This window comes from Neptuniibacter sp. QD72_48, from assembly GCF_047778065.1.
In the GTDB taxonomy this organism is placed as follows: Bacteria; Pseudomonadota; Gammaproteobacteria; order Pseudomonadales; family Balneatricaceae; genus Neptuniibacter.
In genome coordinates this window covers 1,477,943-1,499,613 of the sequence record NZ_CP180547.1, presented here as the reverse complement: position 1 = coordinate 1,499,613, position 21,671 = coordinate 1,477,943, and the positions used below count along the sequence as shown (strand labels likewise).

General features: G+C 43.7%; 21 protein-coding genes. 9 read left to right on the top strand and 12 right to left on the bottom strand.

Going from position 1 to position 21,671, the window contains the following annotated elements; all coding sequences use genetic code 11:
• Window positions 1-5: 5 nt before the first annotated feature.
• Window positions 6-2,063 carry a sensor histidine kinase gene (locus tag ACMXYX_RS06625; protein ID WP_415897985.1) on the bottom strand — a complete coding sequence of 686 codons (2,058 nt, stop codon included), beginning with the start codon at window positions 2,061-2,063 and terminating at the stop codon, window positions 6-8.
• A gap of 54 nt (window positions 2,064-2,117) precedes the next feature.
• Window positions 2,118-2,834 (bottom strand): tRNA (guanosine(18)-2'-O)-methyltransferase TrmH, encoded by a 717-nt coding sequence (gene trmH / locus ACMXYX_RS06620; RefSeq protein ID WP_415897984.1) that lies wholly within the window; start codon window positions 2,832-2,834, stop codon window positions 2,118-2,120.
• 100 nt (window positions 2,835-2,934) lie between these two features.
• On the opposite strand from trmH, the gene ACMXYX_RS06615 reads away from it, so the two are divergent.
• From ACMXYX_RS06615 to ACMXYX_RS06590, 6 genes are all read left to right on the top strand, one after another.
• Window positions 2,935-3,801, top strand: coding sequence for a prephenate dehydratase (locus tag ACMXYX_RS06615; protein WP_415897983.1), 867 nt, complete (start codon window positions 2,935-2,937; stop codon window positions 3,799-3,801).
• Between the two features lie 432 nt (window positions 3,802-4,233).
• Window positions 4,234-4,503, top strand: a complete 270-nt coding sequence (locus tag ACMXYX_RS06610) for a metalloregulator ArsR/SmtB family transcription factor (RefSeq protein WP_415897982.1) — start codon at window positions 4,234-4,236, stop codon at window positions 4,501-4,503.
• Between the two features lie 7 nt (window positions 4,504-4,510).
• The gene (locus tag ACMXYX_RS06605) at window positions 4,511-5,521 is read left to right on the top strand and encodes an ArsJ-associated glyceraldehyde-3-phosphate dehydrogenase (protein WP_415906651.1); all 1,011 of its coding nucleotides are present in this window, start codon (window positions 4,511-4,513) and stop codon (window positions 5,519-5,521) included.
• Window positions 5,518-6,741, top strand: a complete 1,224-nt coding sequence (arsJ, locus tag ACMXYX_RS06600; protein ID WP_415897980.1) for an organoarsenical effux MFS transporter ArsJ — start codon at window positions 5,518-5,520, stop codon at window positions 6,739-6,741. Before ACMXYX_RS06605 ends, arsJ begins: the two co-directional genes overlap by 4 nt.
• Before the next feature lie 118 nt (window positions 6,742-6,859).
• Window positions 6,860-7,846 carry a GGDEF domain-containing protein gene (locus ACMXYX_RS06595; RefSeq protein WP_415906650.1) on the top strand — a complete coding sequence of 329 codons (987 nt, stop codon included), beginning with the start codon at window positions 6,860-6,862 and terminating at the stop codon, window positions 7,844-7,846.
• A 175-nt stretch (window positions 7,847-8,021) separates the two neighbouring features.
• Window positions 8,022-9,317 carry a Na+/H+ antiporter NhaC family protein gene (locus tag ACMXYX_RS06590; RefSeq protein WP_415897978.1) on the top strand — a complete coding sequence of 432 codons (1,296 nt, stop codon included), beginning with the start codon at window positions 8,022-8,024 and terminating at the stop codon, window positions 9,315-9,317.
• A gap of 74 nt (window positions 9,318-9,391) precedes the next feature.
• Here the strand turns inward: ACMXYX_RS06590 and tcdA are convergent, their stop codons facing one another.
• The 7 genes from tcdA to ACMXYX_RS06555 all read right to left on the bottom strand — a co-directional run bounded on the left by tcdA (window position 9,392) and on the right by ACMXYX_RS06555 (window position 14,564).
• Window positions 9,392-10,189, bottom strand: coding sequence for a tRNA cyclic N6-threonylcarbamoyladenosine(37) synthase TcdA (gene tcdA / locus ACMXYX_RS06585; protein ID WP_415894041.1), 798 nt, complete (start codon window positions 10,187-10,189; stop codon window positions 9,392-9,394).
• A 31-nt stretch (window positions 10,190-10,220) separates the two neighbouring features.
• Entirely contained in the window at window positions 10,221-10,439 is a 219-nt protein-coding gene (locus ACMXYX_RS06580) for a hypothetical protein (protein WP_415897977.1), read from the bottom strand.
• A gap of 9 nt (window positions 10,440-10,448) precedes the next feature.
• Complete coding sequence (locus ACMXYX_RS06575; protein WP_415897976.1) at window positions 10,449-11,135, bottom strand: TIGR01621 family pseudouridine synthase; 687 nt, start codon at window positions 11,133-11,135, stop codon at window positions 10,449-10,451.
• Window positions 11,136-11,235: 100 nt separating this feature from the next.
• Entirely contained in the window at window positions 11,236-11,601 is a 366-nt protein-coding gene (locus ACMXYX_RS06570) for a hypothetical protein (RefSeq protein ID WP_415897975.1), read from the bottom strand.
• A 121-nt stretch (window positions 11,602-11,722) separates the two neighbouring features.
• Entirely contained in the window at window positions 11,723-12,427 is a 705-nt protein-coding gene (gene hda / locus ACMXYX_RS06565; RefSeq protein ID WP_415897974.1) for a DnaA regulatory inactivator Hda, read from the bottom strand.
• On the bottom strand, window positions 12,417-13,517 hold the full coding sequence (locus tag ACMXYX_RS06560) for an AI-2E family transporter (RefSeq protein WP_415897973.1): 1,101 nt from the start codon (window positions 13,515-13,517) through the stop codon (window positions 12,417-12,419). Before ACMXYX_RS06560 ends, hda begins: the two co-directional genes overlap by 11 nt.
• A 12-nt stretch (window positions 13,518-13,529) precedes the next feature.
• Window positions 13,530-14,564 (bottom strand): DUF2066 domain-containing protein, encoded by a 1,035-nt coding sequence (locus ACMXYX_RS06555; protein WP_415897972.1) that lies wholly within the window; start codon window positions 14,562-14,564, stop codon window positions 13,530-13,532.
• Window positions 14,565-14,731: 167 nt separating this feature from the next.
• Here ACMXYX_RS06555 and purM point away from each other — a divergent pair, with 167 nt between their 5' ends.
• Genes purM through ACMXYX_RS06540 form a run of 3 tightly spaced genes read left to right on the top strand, consistent with a single transcriptional unit; the run spans window position 14,732 to window position 17,176 of the window.
• Entirely contained in the window at window positions 14,732-15,790 is a 1,059-nt protein-coding gene (gene purM, locus ACMXYX_RS06550; protein WP_415884199.1) for a phosphoribosylformylglycinamidine cyclo-ligase, read from the top strand.
• An 8-nt stretch (window positions 15,791-15,798) separates the two neighbouring features.
• The gene (gene purN, locus ACMXYX_RS06545; protein WP_415884198.1) at window positions 15,799-16,446 is read left to right on the top strand and encodes a phosphoribosylglycinamide formyltransferase; all 648 of its coding nucleotides are present in this window, start codon (window positions 15,799-15,801) and stop codon (window positions 16,444-16,446) included.
• Window positions 16,447-16,459: 13 nt separating this feature from the next.
• Window positions 16,460-17,176, top strand: coding sequence for a DUF3108 domain-containing protein (locus ACMXYX_RS06540; protein WP_415884197.1), 717 nt, complete (start codon window positions 16,460-16,462; stop codon window positions 17,174-17,176).
• A gap of 41 nt (window positions 17,177-17,217) precedes the next feature.
• On the opposite strand, the gene ACMXYX_RS06535 is transcribed toward ACMXYX_RS06540, so the two are convergent.
• From ACMXYX_RS06535 to ACMXYX_RS06525, 3 genes are all read right to left on the bottom strand, one after another.
• On the bottom strand, window positions 17,218-18,435 hold the full coding sequence (locus ACMXYX_RS06535) for an EAL domain-containing protein (RefSeq protein ID WP_415884196.1): 1,218 nt from the start codon (window positions 18,433-18,435) through the stop codon (window positions 17,218-17,220).
• A gap of 339 nt (window positions 18,436-18,774) precedes the next feature.
• Entirely contained in the window at window positions 18,775-20,772 is a 1,998-nt protein-coding gene (locus ACMXYX_RS06530; RefSeq protein WP_415897971.1) for an EAL domain-containing protein, read from the bottom strand.
• A gap of 157 nt (window positions 20,773-20,929) precedes the next feature.
• Window positions 20,930-21,568, bottom strand: coding sequence for a hypothetical protein (locus tag ACMXYX_RS06525; protein WP_415884194.1), 639 nt, complete (start codon window positions 21,566-21,568; stop codon window positions 20,930-20,932).
• Window positions 21,569-21,671 lie beyond the last annotated feature (103 nt).

Below are 21,671 nucleotides of genomic sequence, written 5' to 3'. Positions count from 1 at the left end.
CTTCTCTAATTAGTTTCACAAATAGGTAATAGCAAGGTAAACACAGCACCGCCCTGCTCGGTATTCCCTGCACTAATATCACCATTTAAATCACGCATGATGGATTTAACAATCGCTAAACCTAAGCCTAGGCCATCGCCCATAGGTTTTGAGGTGATAAATGGGTCAAATAGATTAGCCAATAACGCAGGATCGATACCTTCCCCGCTGTCGATCACTTGCAATTGTAACTGTTGGGATTCGCTATCTTCGGTCAATTCAATCAGAAGCTCTTTATCAGTAATACCTTGCATGGCATCGATAGCATTTTTAACAAGGTTAACGACAACCTGCTCTAGGCGGGCGTTATCACCGAGCACAAACAGCGTTTTCTCGGGTAGATCTAACTTGAGCTGTACGTCTTCATCAGCAATGCGTTGTTTAAACATCTGCAAAGAGTTTTCGAGCACCATCTGCATGGAAACCGGCTGCTTTTGTTCTGGTTTTTTATAAGCGTAGGTTTTTAGCTGGGTAGTAATTTGCGCCATGCGTTGTGTAAGCCCATCTACTTCTAACAGGCTTTCTTCTAGCATTTCAGGTTGTGTCATCACCTGTCGGCAGATCGCTACATAGTTCCTAATCGCAGTTAGCGGCTGATTAAGCTCATGCACAATTGCCGTAGACATGCGACCAAGCACCGCCATTTTACCGGCCTGCACCAACTCTTCCTGCGCTTCTCTAAGGGCTAGCGTTCGCTCTTCAACTTTGTGCTCCAAAGACTCATTGGCTTTCTGTAACTGAATCTCCAACCCTTTACGTCTGGAGATATCGATGACTGTCACAAGGAACTGCTTTGCCTCATATCCCTGCATTTTTCTGATAGAGATCATCAGCGGGAATTCAGCCCCGTCACTTCTGGAACCTACCGCTTCGTAGCCCACCAACGGAGAGAAACCTTTTTCACCGAGACGATGTAAAACCCTGGCAATAGGCGTAACTCCATCTGAAGCCAGCAACTCTAGTAGAGGTTTGGCGAGGATCAATGGCATTGATACCGCAAACTGCTGCAAAGCCATATCGTTGGCAAAGGTGATATGACCTCTTTCGTCGATAAGCAGCAAGCCAACTTGTGCGTTATTAATAATCGCTTTTTGTTGAGCTTCACTTTTCGCTAAGGTCTCACGAGTGACATTTTGTGAGCGGAGTTTTAGCTGCCTCTCTCTAAACCACAAAGCAAACAGGCCAAGCGCAATACAGCCACCAAACGAGAACAATGCGGCATTTCTGACATTTCGCTTAACGACTTCGGTGTCTGTGAGTACCGAAACCTGCCAGTTCAAATCATCCAGCGCTACGGAGCGTGATAACCACTGATCGGCACCTCGCTTCCAAAGCCGTGTAATCACACCGCTCTCAAGCATTAACACCTCTTCATCAACCTGCTCTTTTACCGTTTGAAATCGAGTAAGTGGCGCCGTCGTAAAGAAAATAGAACCGGTCTTATCTCTTAAGATCACTTCGCCAGTGGAGCGCAACTTCTTAACCATCGCTTCGAGTTCAACCCGAACCACTGCTGCACCCGAAAACTGTGTGCCGTTATAAACAGGTGAAGACAAAAAATAAGCGGGGGATTGATTATGTTCATTCAAGCTAAATTGGCCACCTCGGTGACCAGCTAACGCTTGTTTATAGTAATCTTGTCTTCGATGTGATCGTTGAATGAATTCCTGTTCATCCCGCCAATGGCTATAGGCAGCCGTATTACCATCGGAATTCAAAACAAAAAGAGAGGATGAACCCGCCACAAGGTTGATCTGTTCTAAATAAAGACTAACTTCTCTAGCTATGCTCGGAGAAGGATCAACCAAAAGGTCTTTAACATCGGTATCTTGAGAGATTAAAAACGGCAAATAACGATACTCGTCTAATGCCGATCTTAACTGGGTGATAACTTTTAAAAGCTCATCAGAACCTTGCTGATGCAGGTTTTGCAGGGTCCAGTCACGCGCAAAGGTAACTACCTGCCATGTACAGACAAGCGTTAGTAATAGAAAGAGAAGCGTGACAAGCAGTCGTCTGACCATTAGTGATTAATTCGAAACCCAAAAACTCAGATTAGCAGGGGTTCAGGGATTGAATCAAACAGCAATGCCGCTCCAATCATATTTATCTGCCTGATCAGCCTGCACACGTTGATGCCAGCCCGGTGCGTCAATCACATCGCCAATATCATCAAGCGGAGGATAAGCTAACCCTTTATCACGACAGAACTTCGCCAGATCACGATTACCCCACTCAAACAGGGTACGTGAGATCTCTTCGTTGCTTAGGTGCTGCTTTTCATACAAGCCCGCTAAAATGCGCTGGCGCTGAGCTTCGACTAAGATAATGCCGGCAGCCGTGGCTACATTAAGCGAGCTCACCATCCCCATCATTGGGATAATGATGTGCTGATCGGCCATCTCCGCTGCAATATCACTCACACCCTGTTTTTCAGCGCCCATCAAAAGCGCACATGGTTGGGTGTAATCAAACTTGCGGTAATCGATCGCTTGATCGGTAAAATGCGCAGCCACCACTTTCATGCCCTGAGCTTTAACCGTTTCAATCGCCGATTCGACTGATTCGTGCTGCCTATTTTTAACGTAGAAATCACTGCCTTTCGCCGTACCACGGTAAGTACGGTAACCCTCTTTAGGCACAACGGAATGAATACTGTGAATACCCACAGCATCACAATTACGAATCAGTGCTGATAAATTTCGAGGTTTATTTACTTGATCAGCAATCAAACTTAGATCAGGTTGGCGGCGTTTAAGCACACTTAGCAGTTTTTCAGTACGTTCTGGCGTCATAAAACTATAATTGCAGGTAATTTAACTGCGCGAACAGTAACAGAGTTTTTATCTCTGTGTAATAATACGCGCCTCAATTTTCGTTAAACAGATAAAGACCATGACCAACCTGCCTGCCATTATTGCTTATCAAGGCGTACCGGGTGCTTATTCACACCTTTCATGCCGCAAAGCTCATCCAGAACTAGAAGCTAACGCCTGTGCAACTTTTTCGGATGCGATGTTTATGGTCGAGCGCGGTCAGGCACGTTTAGCGATGATCCCGCTCGAGAATTCCACAGCGGGTCGCGTAGAAGAGATCTACCGCTTAATGCCGAAAACGGAGCTACATATTGTCGGTGAACACTTTGAGCCAGTGAACCACTGTTTGTTAGCGCCTAAAGGCACAAAACTAGAAGATATCACGACTGTGGCATCTCACCCGCAAGCACTAGCGCAATGTGACGGTCATATTAATGAACTCGGCATTAAACCGGTTGCTAGCCTTGATACAGCAGGCGCGGCTGCAGAACTAAGCCAAAAACAGACACCGGGCCATGCAGCAATTGCATCTAGCCTAGCAGCAGAGCTTTACGACCTAGAGATTATCCGTGAGAATTTCCAAGATAAAACCGGTAATACAACTCGCTTCTTGATTCTTGCACGCGATAGCCATATTCCTACGCTAACCGACGGCTCTCGCTTTATGACATCTATCATGTTTACCGTACGCAACATTCCAGCAGCGCTATATAAAGCCCTAGGCGGCTTCTCTACTAATGGCGTCAACATGTTGAAACTAGAAAGCTACATGGCGTCTGATACCATGACTGCGACGAGTTTCCACCTAGATGTCGAAGGTCATCCAGAGCAAAAAGCGATGAAATATGCGCTACAAGAATTAGATTTTTTTGCCAAAGATGTGCGCATTATGGGCACTTATCCATTACATCACTTCCGCTTGGAAGACGATCAGATTATTGAATAAATAGCCTGAAAACCGCTTAACCACACAAATCTAATTGATACCTAGCTAAACTAAACGTAAGTATCAATTAGGTAATTACTTTCTGCACCAAAGTCCAATTTTGCACTGCACAAAAAATCAACATACTAGTCGTGCACTTGCGGCTTAGCTATCAAGGACATGTGATAGCTACTGAGCCCATCTGCATCCCATCTTCAACTCTGGCCTCGCCATGAGTTAACGCATTTTTTACCCCTCTTTTAGAGGGGTTTTTTTTGCCTATAAAAACTGCTCTCTTGTTCTATTCACGAATCTAACCTGCGATACCTAAACCACTATTGCTAGCTCTATAAATTTTTGCCATCATATATGGAAAAACATATATAAAGATTAAATATGCAAGCCACGACTCTATTTAAGTGCTTATCAGATACAACAAGATTTGAACTGATAATGCTAATACATCACCACAAAACACTCTGTGTATGTGATTTCACAACGCTACTTGAGCTAAGCCAACCGAAAATTTCGCGACATCTGGCGCAGCTAAGAGAACACGGAATTGTGAGTGATAGCCGCAAAGGGCGCTGGGTTTATTACAGTCTGAACGACCAACTACCCGAATGGTGTCAGCGCATAATTAACGAGACTTATAACGCTAGCCAAACAGAGCTAGCGGAACTGCTAAGTAAAAGCTTAACCTCAGAAAGCTGCTGTGAGTAATAAAAAGATGACTATCAAAATTGGTATTAATGGTTTCGGTCGCATGGGCCGACTGGTAATGCGTGCGGCTTGGGAATGGCCAGAATTTGAATTTGTACAGATCAACGATCCACAAGGTAATGCCGCTACTTTAGCGCACCTTATGAACTTTGATTCTGTACACGGCACATGGAAGCACGAAGCTACCGCAACTGACACTGGCATGATTATTAAAGATCAGCAGATCAGCGTTACTAATAATAGCCGTATCGAAGATACCGATTGGTCTGGCTGCGATCTTGTCTTTGAAGCCAGCGGTGTCATGAAGAAAAAAGCACTGTTAGATAAATACACCGAACAGGGTGTAAAGCATGTTGTTGTGACAGCGCCAGTAAAAGAAGAAGGTGTGCTTAACCTAGTAATGGGGATTAATCACCAGCTGTATACGCCAGGTGAATTCCAAATCGTCACTGCAGCATCGTGCACTACTAACTGTCTCGCTCCCGTTATCAAAGTTGTACACGAAAAACTTGGCATTAAGCACGGCTCAATGACCACGATTCACGACATCACGAACACGCAAACGATCTTAGATGCACCGCATAAAGATCTTAGACGTGCACGTGCTTGTGGAATGAGCCTTATCCCAACAACAACGGGATCGGCCAAAGCAATCACTCAGATATTCCCTGAGCTTACCGGTAAGCTAAACGGACATGCCGTTCGAGTACCGCTAGCAAATGCTTCGTTAACAGACATGGTTTTCGAACTTGAACGCGAAACAACAGAAGCTGAAGTTAATGCCTTATTTGCTGAAGCCGCTGAAAACTCTCTTAAAGGTATTTTGGGTTACGAAGAGCGCCCTCTCGTTTCAATCGACTACCGTACAGACCCGCGCTCTAGCATCATCGACGCCCTATCCACCATGGTTGTGAATGGCACTCAGTTGAAGCTATACGCTTGGTACGACAACGAATGGGGCTACGTAAACCGTACTGCCGAATTAGCTAAATATATCGCGATTGATTGTGAAAAATGAGTAATCTTGCCAACAGTGCCATCCGGCAATACATGGTCGTTACAGGTAATTACTGGGCCTTTACCTTAACGGATGGCGCGTTGCGCATGTTAGTTGTACTGCACTTCCACCAGCTTGGTTACGGTGCACTCAGCATTGCACTGCTGTTTTTGTTTTATGAGTTCTTTGGCGTTGTCACCAACCTATTTGGTGGATGGCTAGGCGCTAGAATTGGTTTAAACAAAACCATGAATATAGGGCTGTCTTTACAGATCATTGCCCTACTCATGCTGACACTGCCAACGGATTACTTAAGCATGGCTTGGGTGATGGCCGCTCAAGCTCTCTCCGGTATAGCTAAAGATCTGAACAAGATGAGTGCTAAAAGTGCGATTAAATCACTCGTTGATGAAAGCGCAAAAAGCACGCTATTTAAGTGGGTAGCTATTCTTACAGGCTCTAAAAATGCACTGAAAGGTGTAGGCTTTTTCTTAGGCGGCGCTTTGCTCCACCTTGTCGGCTTCCAAGGCGCTATGTGGATCATGCTGGTTGGCTTAATCATCATATTAAGTTGCAGCCTTATTTTGCTTAAAAAGAGCCTCGGGGTATCCAAATCTAAACCGAAGTTCGCAGAGATCTTCTCTACAAATCAAGCGATCAATATCCTCTCGGCAGCACGGATGTTTCTATTTGCCTCCAGAGATATCTGGTTTGTGGTTGCTTTGCCGGTTTATCTTAGTGAAACCATAGGTTGGGATTTTTGGATAGTTGGCAGCGTCATGGCAGGTTGGGTCATCATGTATGGCTTTATTCAGTCAATTGCACCAAGCATTACCGGTAAAAAATCTAAAACACCGCCTAGCGGGCGCAGTGCTGCACTGTGGGCAGGCATACTCTGCTTTATACCGGCGTTGTTCGCATTGAGTCTAGGCACTAATGAAGTATGGATTCTACTGGCGGGCTTGGGCATTTTCGGCGCGGTCTTCGCTCTAAATAGCTCACTTCACAGCTATTTAATCGTGAGCTATGCGCGTAAAGACGGTACTTCTCTCGATGTTGGCTTTTACTATATGGCCAATGCGATGGGGCGCTTGATCGGGACAGTGCTTTCTGGTGCTGTATTCCAGCTATGGGGACTCGAAACCTGCTTGTACTTCTCATCCTTAATGCTCTTGATAGCTGCGATTATCTCGCTATGGCTACCTAAAGAAGCAACGACTCAGCCTACCGCTTCAGTTTGAGTCGTTGCACTAAGCTGTAGTTTTAGACACCGACTCTGACTTAAGCAGCTAAACTTAGGAGACTAATCAAAAATACATTTGCAGCTTTATTCGAATAAGCCATGCGGGGGCTATGCGAATGCAACCGACAGCTAAAGTCTCAGATTATTGCGACGTTTTCTTGGCATTGACGGAACAACGCGATCAAAGAGCACTGAATCAACTGCTGATCAAAACCTGTTTAGAGCTGTTTCCGCTACATCATTTCTGGCTGTATAACTACGCGAACTTCGATCTGTCGACTGAAAAACTCATTGCCAGTAGCGAAAGCTCCGATGAGTTTTCATCACCCCTCGCGATCCCTGAGCACATCCAGCACATTGAGCCGCACCAGCCTACACGTTATGTCCGTGAAGAGGGTTATAGATATTACAGTTTTAAAATCCTGCATTCTCAAAATGGCGTTCTTATAACGAATATCGAAGACACCACTGATTTAATGCATGAAGTGATCACCAAGTTGATCTCAGTGTACGCTAACCAGCGCTTTTTTATGTTCTCTGCTATGAACGATGCCCTGACTGGCCTATACAACCGTCAGGCCTTTGACCAGCAGATGGAAACGATTCTTTTAAAGCAGCAATCCCAGCGGCGCAAAAACGATAAATCAGCAGAACCCCATTGCTTTGCCCTCTTAGATATCGACCACTTTAAAAAGGTTAACGATAACTTTGGCCACCTATTTGGTGATGAGGTGTTGTTGATTCTTTCCCAGCGGATGCAAAGTGCTTTTCGAGATGAAGATCTAATGTTTCGCTATGGTGGAGAAGAATTTGCGCTAGTACTCAAAGATATCTCATTAGAGTCTGCATTAACGGTACTTGAGCGATTCCGCACACAAATTGCCCTAACCAGTTTTCCACAAATAGGCCAAGTGACATTAAGTATTGGGATTACAGAGATCACGGAGGGTCTGTCACTTCCTAGCTTAATCGATCATGCCGATCAAGCGCTCTACTTTGCTAAAGAGCATGGACGAAATCAGGTTCACAGTTATGAAACGCTTCTAAGTAGTGGATACCTCACCCCTCCTAGTGAGCATGAAAGCGATATTGAGTTGTTTTAGCCGTTACATTTAATCGATATAACTTAATGCTAAGTCCACTGTCGTTTTATTCATTTTATTTATACCTACTTAAGTAGTATATTCGCCGCCTTATTCGAGCAGCTGGCCAGATCCCAGTCGTTTGTCTTCTCCAATATTGAAACCATTACCCATGGTCTCTAATAGGATAAAGTTAATGAATAACTCTTCCCCTCTTGCGTTACTGCCATTAGGGCTGTTTTTAGCTCTGTTTATCGGCAGTGGAATTTACTATCAAGCTCAAGGAACAGAGTTCGCTTTCTACCAGATATCTGCACCTGTCGCGATTATCCCAGCGGTAGTCCTATCACTGTTATTAGCTCAAGGCACGCTCAACGAGCGCCTTGAAATCTTTATCAAAGGCATTGGTGATCAGACCATTATTACTATGGTGGTTGTCTTCCTGTTGGCAGGCGCTTTTGCTTCTGTTGTAAAGGCAATAGGTGGCGTCGATGCAACGGTAAATCTCGGCCTAAATTATATACCTGAGTGGCTACTGCTCCCTGGCATCTTTGCGATTGCAGCGTTTATTGCCACCTCGATGGGCACTTCCATGGGTACCATCGCGGCAGTAGCGCCTGTCGCGGTAGGCATTACTGAAGCCAGTGACCTTCCTCTACTGCTAACTGTAGGTGCGGTTGTTGGCGGTGCTATGTTCGGTGATAACCTATCGATTATTTCGGATACAACTATCGCAGCCACTCGAACTCAAGGTTGTGAAATGAAGGATAAGTTCCGCCTTAATCTTCTTATTGCGCTTCCTGCAGCTATGGTAACTATGGTTGTTCTCGCGCTTCAAAGCAGTACTGCTGGTGTATCTGAACAAAGTTATGAGTTGATTAAAGTTGCGCCATACCTAACAGTGCTGATCCTCGCTATTGCGGGCCTGAACGTAATGTTAGTGCTATTGATAGGTATTGTTTTAGCCGGAGCTGTTGGCTTTATAACCGCACCTGATTACAGCATTGCTATGCTATCCAAGCAGATCTATGACGGTTACACCGGCATGCAAGAGATCATGATCCTATCTATGCTAATTGGCGGCCTAGGTGCGCTGATTAAGCATCAAGGTGGATTAAACTTTATCGCTTCAACGATTGAAAAACTAACCGGCAAAAGCGGCGGTAAAAAGGCTGGAGAATTCAGTATTGCAGCTAGTGTAACCGCAACCAACCTATGCACGGCCAACAATACGGTATCTATCGTTATTGCCGGTTCATTAGCGAAAGATATCGCGCAACGCTACGGCGTTAATGCTAAACGCTCTGCCAGCCTGATGGATATTGTCTCTTGTGTGGTACAAGGCATCATCCCTTGGGGTGCTCAGATACTATTAGCCTCCTCTATCGCTAAAGTATCACCACTAGAATTAGTCACCTCAATTCAATATTGCTGGTTCTTAGGCTTAGCTGCGATTATTTCTATCCTAATTTCACGTCCAGGCTATAAATAATCGAAGTACTAAATAAGTACTCGTAATAAAAAGGGAGCTTGATGCTCCCTTTCTTTGTTTCTCTTTCCAAGCTATTAACCTTGCGACTGCCTTTCCCAGCGTAAGCGCATTTTCTCCAACACACGCGCTACCGCGGCAAAACCAAAGCTAGCAGTCACACAGGTCGATGCACCAAAGCCACCCGCACAATCTAATCGGGTATTGCCATCGGTAATACTCTTTTGTGCACAAACCGAACCATCAGGTTGCGGATAAACCAGCTGCTCAGTGGAGTAAACACAATCGACAGAGAATCGTCTACCGCTTTTACTGAATCGATAGTGCCTACGTAGGAAAGAGCGCACTTTAGCCGCGAGCGGGTCGTGATTGGTTTTAGCTAAATCACAGATATCAATCTTGGTTGGATCTGTCTGGCCACCGGCACCACCCACAGTGATAATCGGAATCTTGCGATAGCTGCAATGGGCGATCAACGCGGCTTTTTCTTTAACGCTATCGATCGCATCAATTACATAGTCGAACTCATTGGTAATCAGCTCTGGAATGTTCTCTCGTGTAATAAAATCTTCGATCTCATTCACTTCACATTCTGGATTGATTAGCTTGATTCGCTCTGCCATAGCTTCGGTTTTCGAGCGACCCACATTCCCGTCTACAGCATGAATCTGACGATTTGTGTTGGTAATGCAGATATCATCTAGATCAATCAGTGTGATCTTACCAATTGCTGTTCGGGCCAAGGCTTCAGCCACCCAAGAACCAACGCCACCAATACCAATCACACAAATATGAGATTGGCGGAACATATCGACTACATCCGTACCATATAGACGGCGCGTTCCACCAAAACGATTTTCAAAACCTGAGGACAACGTAACCTACCTCTATCGCCTTAAAACGAAATTAGAATTCGTCTTCAGTAATTTCGGTCAAAATAACATGACCGCATTTAGCACATTTACCTTCGATAAATATGATGTCATTTAATTCATATTCTTCCGGTTCAACCATTCCAAGATTCACTTCTTGGCAGTTGTCACACCATGTTTGCTCTAGAAAGGCCCTTTTTTCATCTGCATCACGTGATTCAAAATCCCGTTCTATACGTTCACCTTCGCTCATTTTTGTGCCTTATCTTTTTTCAGGTAATTTCGGCCAAGAAAGACTCTCTGGCCGATCAAAGTGTTCTTTAATAATACCCAAAGCCTCTTGATCAAATTGATCGCCCTGCTCAGGATAGCTCTTATAAGTATATCGCTCACCACCATAACTAAATGCCAAAGAGTATGCGTGCAGATAGGTACGGTCTGATAACTCACCATTGTAGGTATTATCCCCCAAAATTGGCGCGCCTTCACTTTTAAGCGCCACCCTAATTTGGTGGGTTTTACCTGTGGTTGGTTTTAGTAGAAACAGCCTAAAGCCGGGCTTAAGTGAGCAGCTAAAAAACTGGGTCACAGCAGGGTTTTGACGACTTTTTACAAGCTTCCAGCCACCGCGTCTCGCTTTCTCCATATCCCCCATAATAAGCCCTTGCTTACGCTTTGGTTTATTAGCAGAGATAGCTAAGTAGTATTTCGAAACTTCACGGCTTTTAAATTGATCAGCGAGCATTTTGGCAGCTTCGGTACTCTTAGCGAATACCATAAGGCCTGATGTTATTTTATCTAAACGGTGCACCAGAAAGATCTGCTCTAAATCTAACTGTTGCTGCAACATCATGGTAAATCCTGCTTCCTCTTGATCTTTATGCACACTGATTCCTGCAGGTTTAACCACCACAACAAAATCACTGGTTTGATCAATTATTTGAAACACAGAATTTCCCGCCAAAAAGTCGCGATCATGCGGGAGTTAAGGAGATATTTCAAGGGGCGAAAAAGAACATTCCGCCCCAGAGGCGATAATCTATTTTGGCTTATAGATTATCAATGTGTTTAAGCAGTTTATTCACTTTATCCGTATAGATATGAAAAACTAAGCTGCGTTCAGAATCTGGCTCTTTAAAATAACGCACTTCTAGGCAAGCTACGTTTTCTTCTACAAACTTAGCAGCAGTGAAGCGTTGATCCGATTTTTTGATGTTAAGAAATTTTACGCCATCAGATACCAATATCAGGCGCTTGCCTGAAACAGCGATAAATCCCTTATACCACTCACGCCCCAAAACCTTACCTTTTTCATTCAGATGGGTAACTGTATAGCGAACATTGTTGGCTTTGACTTTGATCTCTTCTTTTTCAAGCTTAGCGCGTAATTTGTCTGTCAGATGCTTGCTACCCATGATGACCTCCTAGCCATAATGACCTGCGAAAGAGTACCGAAATTTAATACCCCTATTTTCGCATTACGCACCTGCAAAAATGATGAAGAATATATGAAGAGTTGGTTTAAGAGCTGATTAATTACAGCCCTGTAACCTCTTTAACGAAAGGAATTGTGATTTTACGCTGAGCACTCAGAGATGCGCGATCCAACGTATCTAGCAAACAGGCTAAATCGTTCATATTGCGGCTGGCATGATGAAGTAAGAAGCGTGCGACTTCATCTGAAAACTGTAACCCACGGGCACTTGCTTTCGTCTTAATCGCTTTTAGTTTCACTTCATCATTAAGTGCTTGCACCTGGAATACCATGCCCCAACTTAGTCGGGATGCTAAATCAGGTAGGTTGATACCAAGATGACGCGGCGCAGCTGTCGAAGCGATGATCAGTGTATTACCCTGCTCACGAATGCGGTTAAAGAAGTGGAAAAGCGCCTCTTCCCAAGCTTTATTACCAGCAACAGACTCTATGCCATCGATACAAACTAGATCGAGATATTCCATCCCTTCTAGAATACCACCACCCATCTGCTTTAATTCATCCAGAGGGAGATAAGCCGCACTGCGTCCTACAGGATCGGCTTCATGACATACCGCTTGGAGTAGATGAGTACAGCCAACGCCCTCACTACCCCAAATATAAGTAAACTGCTCACCATTACCGTTTGCGGCCGCTTTTAAACTCGCGCAAACCAGCTCATTGCCTTGAGCGTAATAATTCTCAAAACGAGCATCATCTCGGAGACTAACCGATAGAGGTAATTGGAATGGTTGTTTACTTGTCATTAACTACTGGTTCGACTTGTTCTAACGCTTGATCTTCTTCTGAGCCGTACAACGTACTGCCTTTGTAACCTTCATGTAGGTGCCGTAATAGCACCATAATAACAGCTGCAACTGGTAGAGCTAAAAGTACCCCAACAAATCCGAACAGCTGTCCGCCTGCCATGATAGCAAAAATTACCGCAACAGGGTGTAATCCAATACGGTCACCTACTAATAATGGCGTAAGTAACATCCCTTCAAGCATCTGACCAATGATAAAGACTACGCCAACGTAGCCTAAAACCATTGGATCTTGGAATTGCATAAATGCAGCAATACCTGCCACCGCAATACCGATGATGAATCCCATGTAAGGAACAATACTAGCAAGACCCGCGATCATACCAACCAATAGCGCTAGATCAAGCCCTACGATCCATAAACCTACTGCATAAACAATTCCCAATGCGACCATGACTAAAAGCTGACCTTTCATAAATGCGCCAAGCACCTCATCACATTCGCTAGCCCATAAAGAAACCCTAGGCTCAACATTGCGCGGTAAAAGACGCTTAACCTTAGCAATCATCACATCCCAGTCACGTAACAAGTAAAAAGTAACCACGGGAATCAGGACTAAATTAGCCACCCATGCCACAATTGCCAGCCCCGATCGTGTAATACCTCCTAACAACTGGCTCATAATATCGCCAGTTTTTTGCAAATCACCAATCAAAACATCTTTAACATTGGCAAAACCAAACGCAGTTGGCTCCAAACTGAATGTCGCTAATATCCAAGGAAAAATCTGTTCTTCAAATAACTGTATCGCCTGCGGTATACGAGCTAGCAATGTCTGTATTTGATGCCCTAGTTGCGGAAGTAATAACAGGAACATCATCGCCACCAAGGCCGTCATACCGATAAACACAATGATGACAGAGCCTGTGCGAGACATGCCTAAATTTTCTAATCGATCAGCAATGGGATCTGACAGATAAGCAAACAACGCCCCGACCAAAAAGGGTGAAAGAATTGGAGAAAGTAGATACACCAAACCGCCCAATACGACGGCAAGTATTAAGAAAAACCAACGTTGTGATTCAGTCATTTATTGTTCCTGCTATCCTTGCCAGCGGTAGATCATCACCGCAGAACCATCTTGATTTCGAAGACTATCGAGCGTCTGTAATTGCGGCTCTAGGGCGATAGCTTGGCGCAATTGCTCTTCACTGCCATCTAACTCAAGTCTTACTGTAATTTGATTACCTATTGCTTGTTCAATTTTTACCTGACTAACAACAGATAACCCTTTGAGAAAATCAATCAGTCGGATGTAATCAGACAAGTTAAAGATATTCTCAACTTGAACAGCGATGCCAGTCTGAAAATGACTGAGTTTATAACTCACGACTGGCTTAAAAAGATTATCCGCCACTCGGTTAATCAATCTATTAGCAACCTGATCGATATTGCCAGATTCCGCTATCGGCTGGGTGTCGCCGCCATTCATAAATAACCCGGCAACGGTTACTCCCTCTGGCAAACCCTTTGTAAGGCGACCGACGATAACAGCATCAGGATTGTAACGTGCTGAAGCTTTTGTAATAGGTTGATCGTTTAACGCCCATAGATCCACTGTGGTAAGCGCCACTTGGTCAGTTAGATCGAATAATGGAAACTGTAGCGGCAATCCGCGGGACTTCGCTGCTAACTGCAGGGCTTTATGAAAAGGATCATTAGATGGCAGGTAGTCTTGCTCGCCCGATAGATCCGAAGCGAACCAAAGCAAAACTGTGGGCCGCTGCTCGCCTAAGGGTTTAAAGCCTGTACGGGTAACTAAACTATCGATAACAGACGGGTGGAAATCTAAAACTAAATAATCCCCACCCTCTTTAGCGATATAACTAAACTGCTTTAAAGTTCTAGCAGGCACTTTAAGCTGGGATTGGATTTGTAAATCTTCAGCAATACTGGAATTGCCAGACACTTTAACTAGCACTTTTGCCAGCCCAGAACTCATCTGAAGGTCACTAGGTGAAGACCTTTGTTCATCAACAGGCAAAGTCACTTGATAAAGATCAGTTATCGTCCCTGCACAAACAAATTGTGACACTGCCAGCAGAAGCACAGCTATAAAGCTTCGCATTAAATCCATTAAGCCGCCTTCAACAATTTCGAATAAAAATATGCTTTAACTTTACCATCCCACATAATTATTTCATATTCGTTGCCCAGATGAGTGTATTCAAGCGTGATAAAACGGTAGAATATGCGGCAATATTTTTCTTCCTCTTTCCTTGTACATGAAAGGTTAACTGATCCATGTCTACTGGTTCTGATAACAGCTCTCTGAGCTATAAAGACGCTGGCGTTGATATCGACGCTGGTAACGCCCTAGTTGATCGAATTAAAGGCGTTGCTAAAAGCACAACTCGCCCTGAAGTTATGGGCGGCCTAGGTGGTTTCGGCGCTCTATGCCGTATCCCCGAAGGCTACCGTAAGCCTGTACTTGTTTCAGGTACTGACGGTGTAGGTACAAAATTACGCCTAGCAATGGATCTAGGAAAGCACGACACCATCGGTATCGATCTAGTTGCGATGTGTGTTAACGATCTAATCGTTGCTGGCGCAGAACCTCTACTTTTCTTGGATTACTACGCGACAGGTAAACTTAACGTTGATACTGCTGCAGATGTAGTTAAAGGTATTGGCGAAGGTTGTTCTTTAGCTGGTGCTGCACTTGTTGGTGGCGAAACAGCTGAAATGCCAGGCATGTACGAAGGCGAAGATTACGATCTAGCTGGCTTCTGTACAGGTGTTGTAGAAGAAGATGAGATCATCGACGGCACTAACGTAAAAGTTGGTGACACGCTGATCGGCCTTGCTTCCTCTGGCCCGCACTCTAACGGTTACTCTCTAATCCGTAAGATTCTAGAAGTAAGCGGCACAGAATTGACTGCAGATCTTGATGGCAAACCGCTAGCAGATGCTTTGATGGCGCCAACACGCATCTACGTTAAGTCACTTCTAAAACTGATCAAAGAATCTCAAGTAAACGCTCTGTCTCACATTACAGGTGGCGGCCTACTTGAGAACATCCCACGTGTTCTTCCAGAGAATGCGAAAGCTGTAATCGATGTTAACTCTTGGACTATGCCAGCAGTATTCAATTGGCTACAAGAGCAAGGTAACGTTGATGCAACTGAGATGTACCGCACATTCAACTGCGGTGTTGGCATGGTTATCTGCGTACCTGCTGACAAGCAAGACGAAGCACTTCAGCTACTAAACGAAGCTGGCGAAGATGCTTGGGTTATCGGTTCAATTGCTGCTGCGCAAGCAGGTGAAGAGCAAGTTGAACTAGCTGGTCTGGAGGCGTAATTCGCCCAATGACTAAACGAATCGTTGTCCTGATATCAGGAAGTGGTTCCAACCTCCAAGCTATAATGGATTCAATCGATGCAGGCCAAATTGATGGCCGCATCGAAGCCGTCCTCAGCAACAAAGCTGAGGCTTATGGCTTGGAGCGTGCCCGCAACTCCAATATCCCTACCCTGGTTTTAAAACATACCGACTTTGATAGCCGGGAAAGTTTTGACCAAGCGATGATCAAACAGATTGATACTTACCAGCCTGACCTGATTGTTCTTGCAGGGTTTATGCGTATCCTTACTGCCGAATTTGTTCGGCACTACAACGGCAGAATGTTTAACATTCACCCGTCACTACTCCCTAAATACAAAGGCCTTCACACCCATCAGCGCGCAATTGATGCCGGTGATAAAGAACACGGCTGTACCGTGCACTTTGTATCTGAAGAGCTAGATGGTGGCCCGCTGGCCATTCAGGGTAAAGTAAGCATAGATCCGGAAGATACAAGTGAGAGCCTGCAACAGAAAGTCCATAAAGTGGAACACATTATCTACCCTCAAGCGGTAGGTCTGTTTTGTTCCGACAGACTGATCTGGTCTGACAGGGGTGTTACCCTAGACGGTAAAGCCGCACCTACTCAGGGCTTTCAGCACGATCAAATTTAATGAGGCAACCAGTATGCTCAGAGCAAATAAGACGTTAATTAATTCCCTTTTCGCGTCCGCACTTCTCTGGGCAACTCCTCTAGTTGCAGACACCGCAACGCCTTTTACTCCTTTTACCGCAAGCTACGAAATTGATTGGGATGGCAGCATCTCTCTCAGCGGCAACACTACTCGCAAGCTACAAAAAAATGAATCTGGCGAATGGTTTTTTGAATCCAAAGCCTCAGCCATGTTTGCCAGCATTTACGAATCCAGCAAATTCACTTTAGATAACGCAAAGCTAAAGCCACTTAACTATACCTACAAACGTAGCGTACTAGGCAAAAAACGTAAGGCTGAAGTTCATTTCGATTGGCAAAACCAATTGGTAACAAACAAGGTTGAGAACAAACCCTGGCAGATGCCAATAAAAGAAGGCGTTCAAGACAAGATCAGCTATCAACTACTGCTACAACAAGCCGTTGCTGAAGGAGAAAAAGAGTTTAAATACTCTGTAGCAGATGGTGGAAAGTTAAAAGAATATAACTTCATCGTTGACGGCAAAGAGAGCATCAAAGCCCCTATCGGCGAGTACGAGGCAATTCGAGTAAAACGCGTGCGTAAAGAAGGCAGTACGCGACAGACTTTCATCTGGTTTGCACCTGAACTAAACCATCAGATTATCAAGCTACACCAGATCGAAAAGAAAGATAAAGCTTATACCCTTCTTCTGAAAGAGCTCAAAAAATAAGAGCCAAACCTCTAGGCTTAGCTCTTATAACAACAACTCAATTAGCCTATCTCAGGAATCCAGCTTGCTGGCATTGCGCTAAAACCATTAAACAGATCACTCTCCTGCCCCTCATCCAGTAAATCCGCAAGCAGGATACGGGAGTCATCGATAAACAAAACAGCCGTTTGCGCTCGCTGCCCTGTATGAATATCTTGGTATGGCTCTGAGAAGACCAAACGATTTTTCGTATCAGCGGATCCTAGAAGCTCAAAGAAATAAGGTCTCCAACTCCAGTTAAACCCTCTATGTTTTTCATTAAGGATCCAGCCTTTATCACTATTTTCAAAGTTTGGAGAAATCTGATTGCCTAAACGATCACAGATATAGAAACGCATTAAATGCTCTGTTGCGACAAAGTGCTGTAGATCTTCATCACTACTTGCAGCCTTTAAGACCTCTCTTAACGAGAGCAACTCTGCTTTAACCTTTTCCGCACGCCAGTGACTTCGGGAAGTAGCATTAATCGCCATATCACGATAATGACTTAATAGATCCTTCACTTGTTTAGTGGTCGAATCTGGAAGCAACATCTCAGACTGCGCCTCAGAGAAAAGAAAACCCTGAACATATACTGCATTACAGCTCAGTGCCAAATAATATTCATCATCAGTTTCAACGCCCTCACACAGCACCTTACTGCCGAGTTTTGAAGCAAGCTCACCCAACATTTGAACCATTGAGGAACGACGACTGTCAGTCGAACCACTTTTCAGTAAAGTCATATCCAGCTTAATGATATCCGGCTTTAGCAAGGCAATACGATCTAATTGCGAAAAACCCGTACCGAAATCATCGATAGCAATACAGAACCCCTCTTCACGATATCGCTCAACTAGCTTTTGAATCACATCCAAGTCACCATCAAGCTCAGTAATCTCTATAACAACTTTTGATGGATCAACTGCGAGCTGCTTAATCATTTCCAAGGTAGGAATGTTATCTAGGGACTCAAGGTATTGCAGCCACTCAGGGGATATATTGATACTAATAAAAGTATCTTCAGGCAGTGATTGGATCTGCTGAAGCGCCTGAAGCCTCACATCTCGATCAAGCTCAATACGTTCTTTAACAGAGAGGCCCTTATCTGAAAAAATTCTACCCGCAGAAACCGTATCGCCGTTCTCATCTTTCATCCTTGCCAGTGCTTCGTACCCAGCTATGCGACCAGTTGCGGTTTCAACGATAGGCTGGAAGTATGGAAAAAGCTTAAGACTCATAATGAACTACTCTGTTAGATTTTGTGGTACTCAAAGGTATTTATACACATCGCTAATACCTAAAACTAAATACACGTTTTCCTATCAAAAACTGGACTAAAAATAATCAACACTGCCAGCAAGATAGAAAACCTTATACTACAGCCAAGAGTATTTTTTTCACCTCCAATTCTATAGGTACAGACAGATATCACCAATTAGGTGCAGCTCGCACTAAAATAGAACATCACAGCAAAAAGAGATCGAATACATCCCAGCCTTTATAGCTTTATAAGCGACAGATGCTATCAATCTGTCGCCCTCGCATAGAAAAGCAATAAATAGACCAGAAGATGAAGTTTAGAGAGAGTCCAATGGGGCAGGCTCACCTAACAGGAAACCCTGAAGAAAATCGACACCGATTTCACGTGCACATTGCTCTACTTCATAGTTATGTACAAACTCTGCAACCGTCTTCACGTTCAAGCGTCTCGCAAAATCAACAACTGTTTCAGCCACAATACGTGCATTATCATCCTTATCAATGTAACGAATCAAAGAGCCATCAATCTTTATATAATCAATATCGAGTTTTAGAAGGTATTCGAAGTTAGAATAACCCGTACCAAAGTCATCAATCGCTAAGCTACAGCCCATCGCTTTCACTTGATCAAAAAATTGAATAATAAGTTCAGAATCTTCAATCCCTTCACTTTCAACCAATTCAAACACAAGCCTATCACCAACCCCGTAGCGCTTAATCGTTCTAATAATGTAATTAGAAGTATTAGGATTTAAGATATCCGAGGCTGTGATATTAATAGAAAAACTGTCGCTTCGTTCTGCAAAAAACTCACAGGCTTTGGAAAATACAATTCGGGTTAGATCACCATAAAGCCGACCATGTTTAGCCGCCTGCAGGAATAGATAGGGTGAAATGTAATTTTCACCCTCCCTTAATCTCATTAAACATTCATAACGATTAATCTCAGACGAATCCACATCCAAGATTGGTTGAGCAAAGACTTCTATTCGATCTTCATGAATCGCTTCTCGAATTCTTTTAAGCCAAGTAATGTTGTTATCAATTTGACGCTTTAGTGGCGAATAGATGTCATATATTTGTACTGATAGATGCTGCTCTTTAGCGCTATGAAGGGCAATGTCTGCATGTAAAAGTAGATCTTTTGTGCAGCCATTAGAAGCCCCAATAGTCACCGCTAAAGCAAACTCGATCCCTATAATAGTAATAACTTTCTCAGCTACACGCGATACAATAGAGTCACACAACGTATCAAAGCCGATATCACGCAAATGTCCTTTGCAGAAGAGTGCAAACTCATCACCTGACAGACGGTACAGATTTAAATCATGAAGCTCGGCAACTTCAGAAAGCAAAATTGCCATATCTCGCAATAATTGATCACCAACAGCGAAGCCATAATATTCATTAACCAACTTAAAGTCGTTGATATTAAGTATGGCCAATGAGCCTGACTCAACTGAAGTTAAATCCTCTAACAAACTCTGCCTGTTAGGCAAACCAGTTAGCTGGTCAGTAATCTGTCTTCTAATTCGCTTCTCTTTCTCAATGAGCGACGTCACATCAAAACGAACCGAAATGAATTCAATGATATTACCATCTGAATCCATGATCGGAGAGATAGCCGAATTTACATAATAATCTTGCCCATTTTTTGCTCTATTTCTCAGCGTACCTTTCCAGGTATTACCTGAAAGAATGGTACTCCATAGATCTTTAAAAATGTCAGGCCTAGTTTGGGGGTGCCGAACAATGGCGTGAGTTGACCCGATTAGCTCTTCAGGGCTATAACCTGAGACTTTACAGAAATGATCATTAACATAAGTAATAACGCCATTTGGGTCTGTCTTAGAGACAATAGCACTACAATCAACAACACCTTTATATTCTTCTAGTAGCTGCTGCTTCGCACTCAAAGCATTTCGCAAACCAACCTCATGATCTTTTTGCGAAGTAATATCAGTGATATAGCCCTCAATAGCAGAAAGACTACCAGCATCCGTTACACCATGTCCCTGCTCCCACACCCATAAGACAGCACCATTCTTATGTGTAATCTTATATTCAACACTGTAGGGCTTTCCTTCGACTAGAGCACTATCAACAACATCTCGATAGTGAGAATGACATTCAGGATCAATAAGTTCTTTAAAACTAATATCTCCCTTTAACCATTCCTCTACAGAGTAGCCTGTTAACTCTTTACAGCCTGAAGTAATCAACAACAAAGCTCGATCGCCCTGAACAGAACGGCGATAAAAGGCACCGGGCATACGCTCGGCTAAGGCATTCATTGCAATCTTAGTACTACTCAAAGATTATCGCCCTCAACCCAATTAACCACTTATAAATTACGGTTATTATTAAAACGCATAATACTATGATGAGTAAATAAAATTGTAGCAGCTAAATAAAAATACCGAGTTAATAAGTAAACTAGTTTGATAGACAGATAAATCGAAATAAATAAATCTAACGATCAAAATCCGTGTAAGAATCCAACTCCCGTTCAACTGGCACTTCCCACTTTTCAAGAAGCTTACGCGCCTTCTCAAACTTTTCCTCAGCATCTACTCTGAGATGACCAAGAGAGCCCGTCATTGACGCACGCACGCGAAGCATTTGGTATTTAAATAACGGCATCAATTTACGCTCGATATAAGTACCGCAAATCTTTTCTTGCTGCATTACGACAGCAGGATCAGAGGATTCAAACAATTGGGACTCTAGTTTTATTAAAGCCTGTACATCTTGGCAGAGCTCCAATTGCTCTTGCGCAGACATTGCAGCAAGTACATAGGAACCTGAAATTGGGGTAAAAGCAGCAATCGATGTTGCAACTTTTCTTTCTGACCTTTTAACAGCTTGACCCACTGTTACTTTACGATGAATTAGAAATTGCCGCTGCATGTACGCAGACTTTTCTAATAACAGCTTATTTTCTTTTTTAAGATCAAAATTTTCTTTGCTATAAGTTCGCATATCCTTAATCGGACCTAAGGCTTTATATTCAGCCAACTCTGAATACATCTTATAACCAAAGAAACCTGCACCGCCAACAACTGCTAAGCCAACAATTGAAGCAACACCTATCACGATAAGGTTTTTCATAAACGATCTGCACTTAAAATAATGTTATTTAACAATCACATTATACAAATAATGTTTCAACACCTATTTATTCGGGCAATAAAAAAGGCAGCCTAAGCTGCCT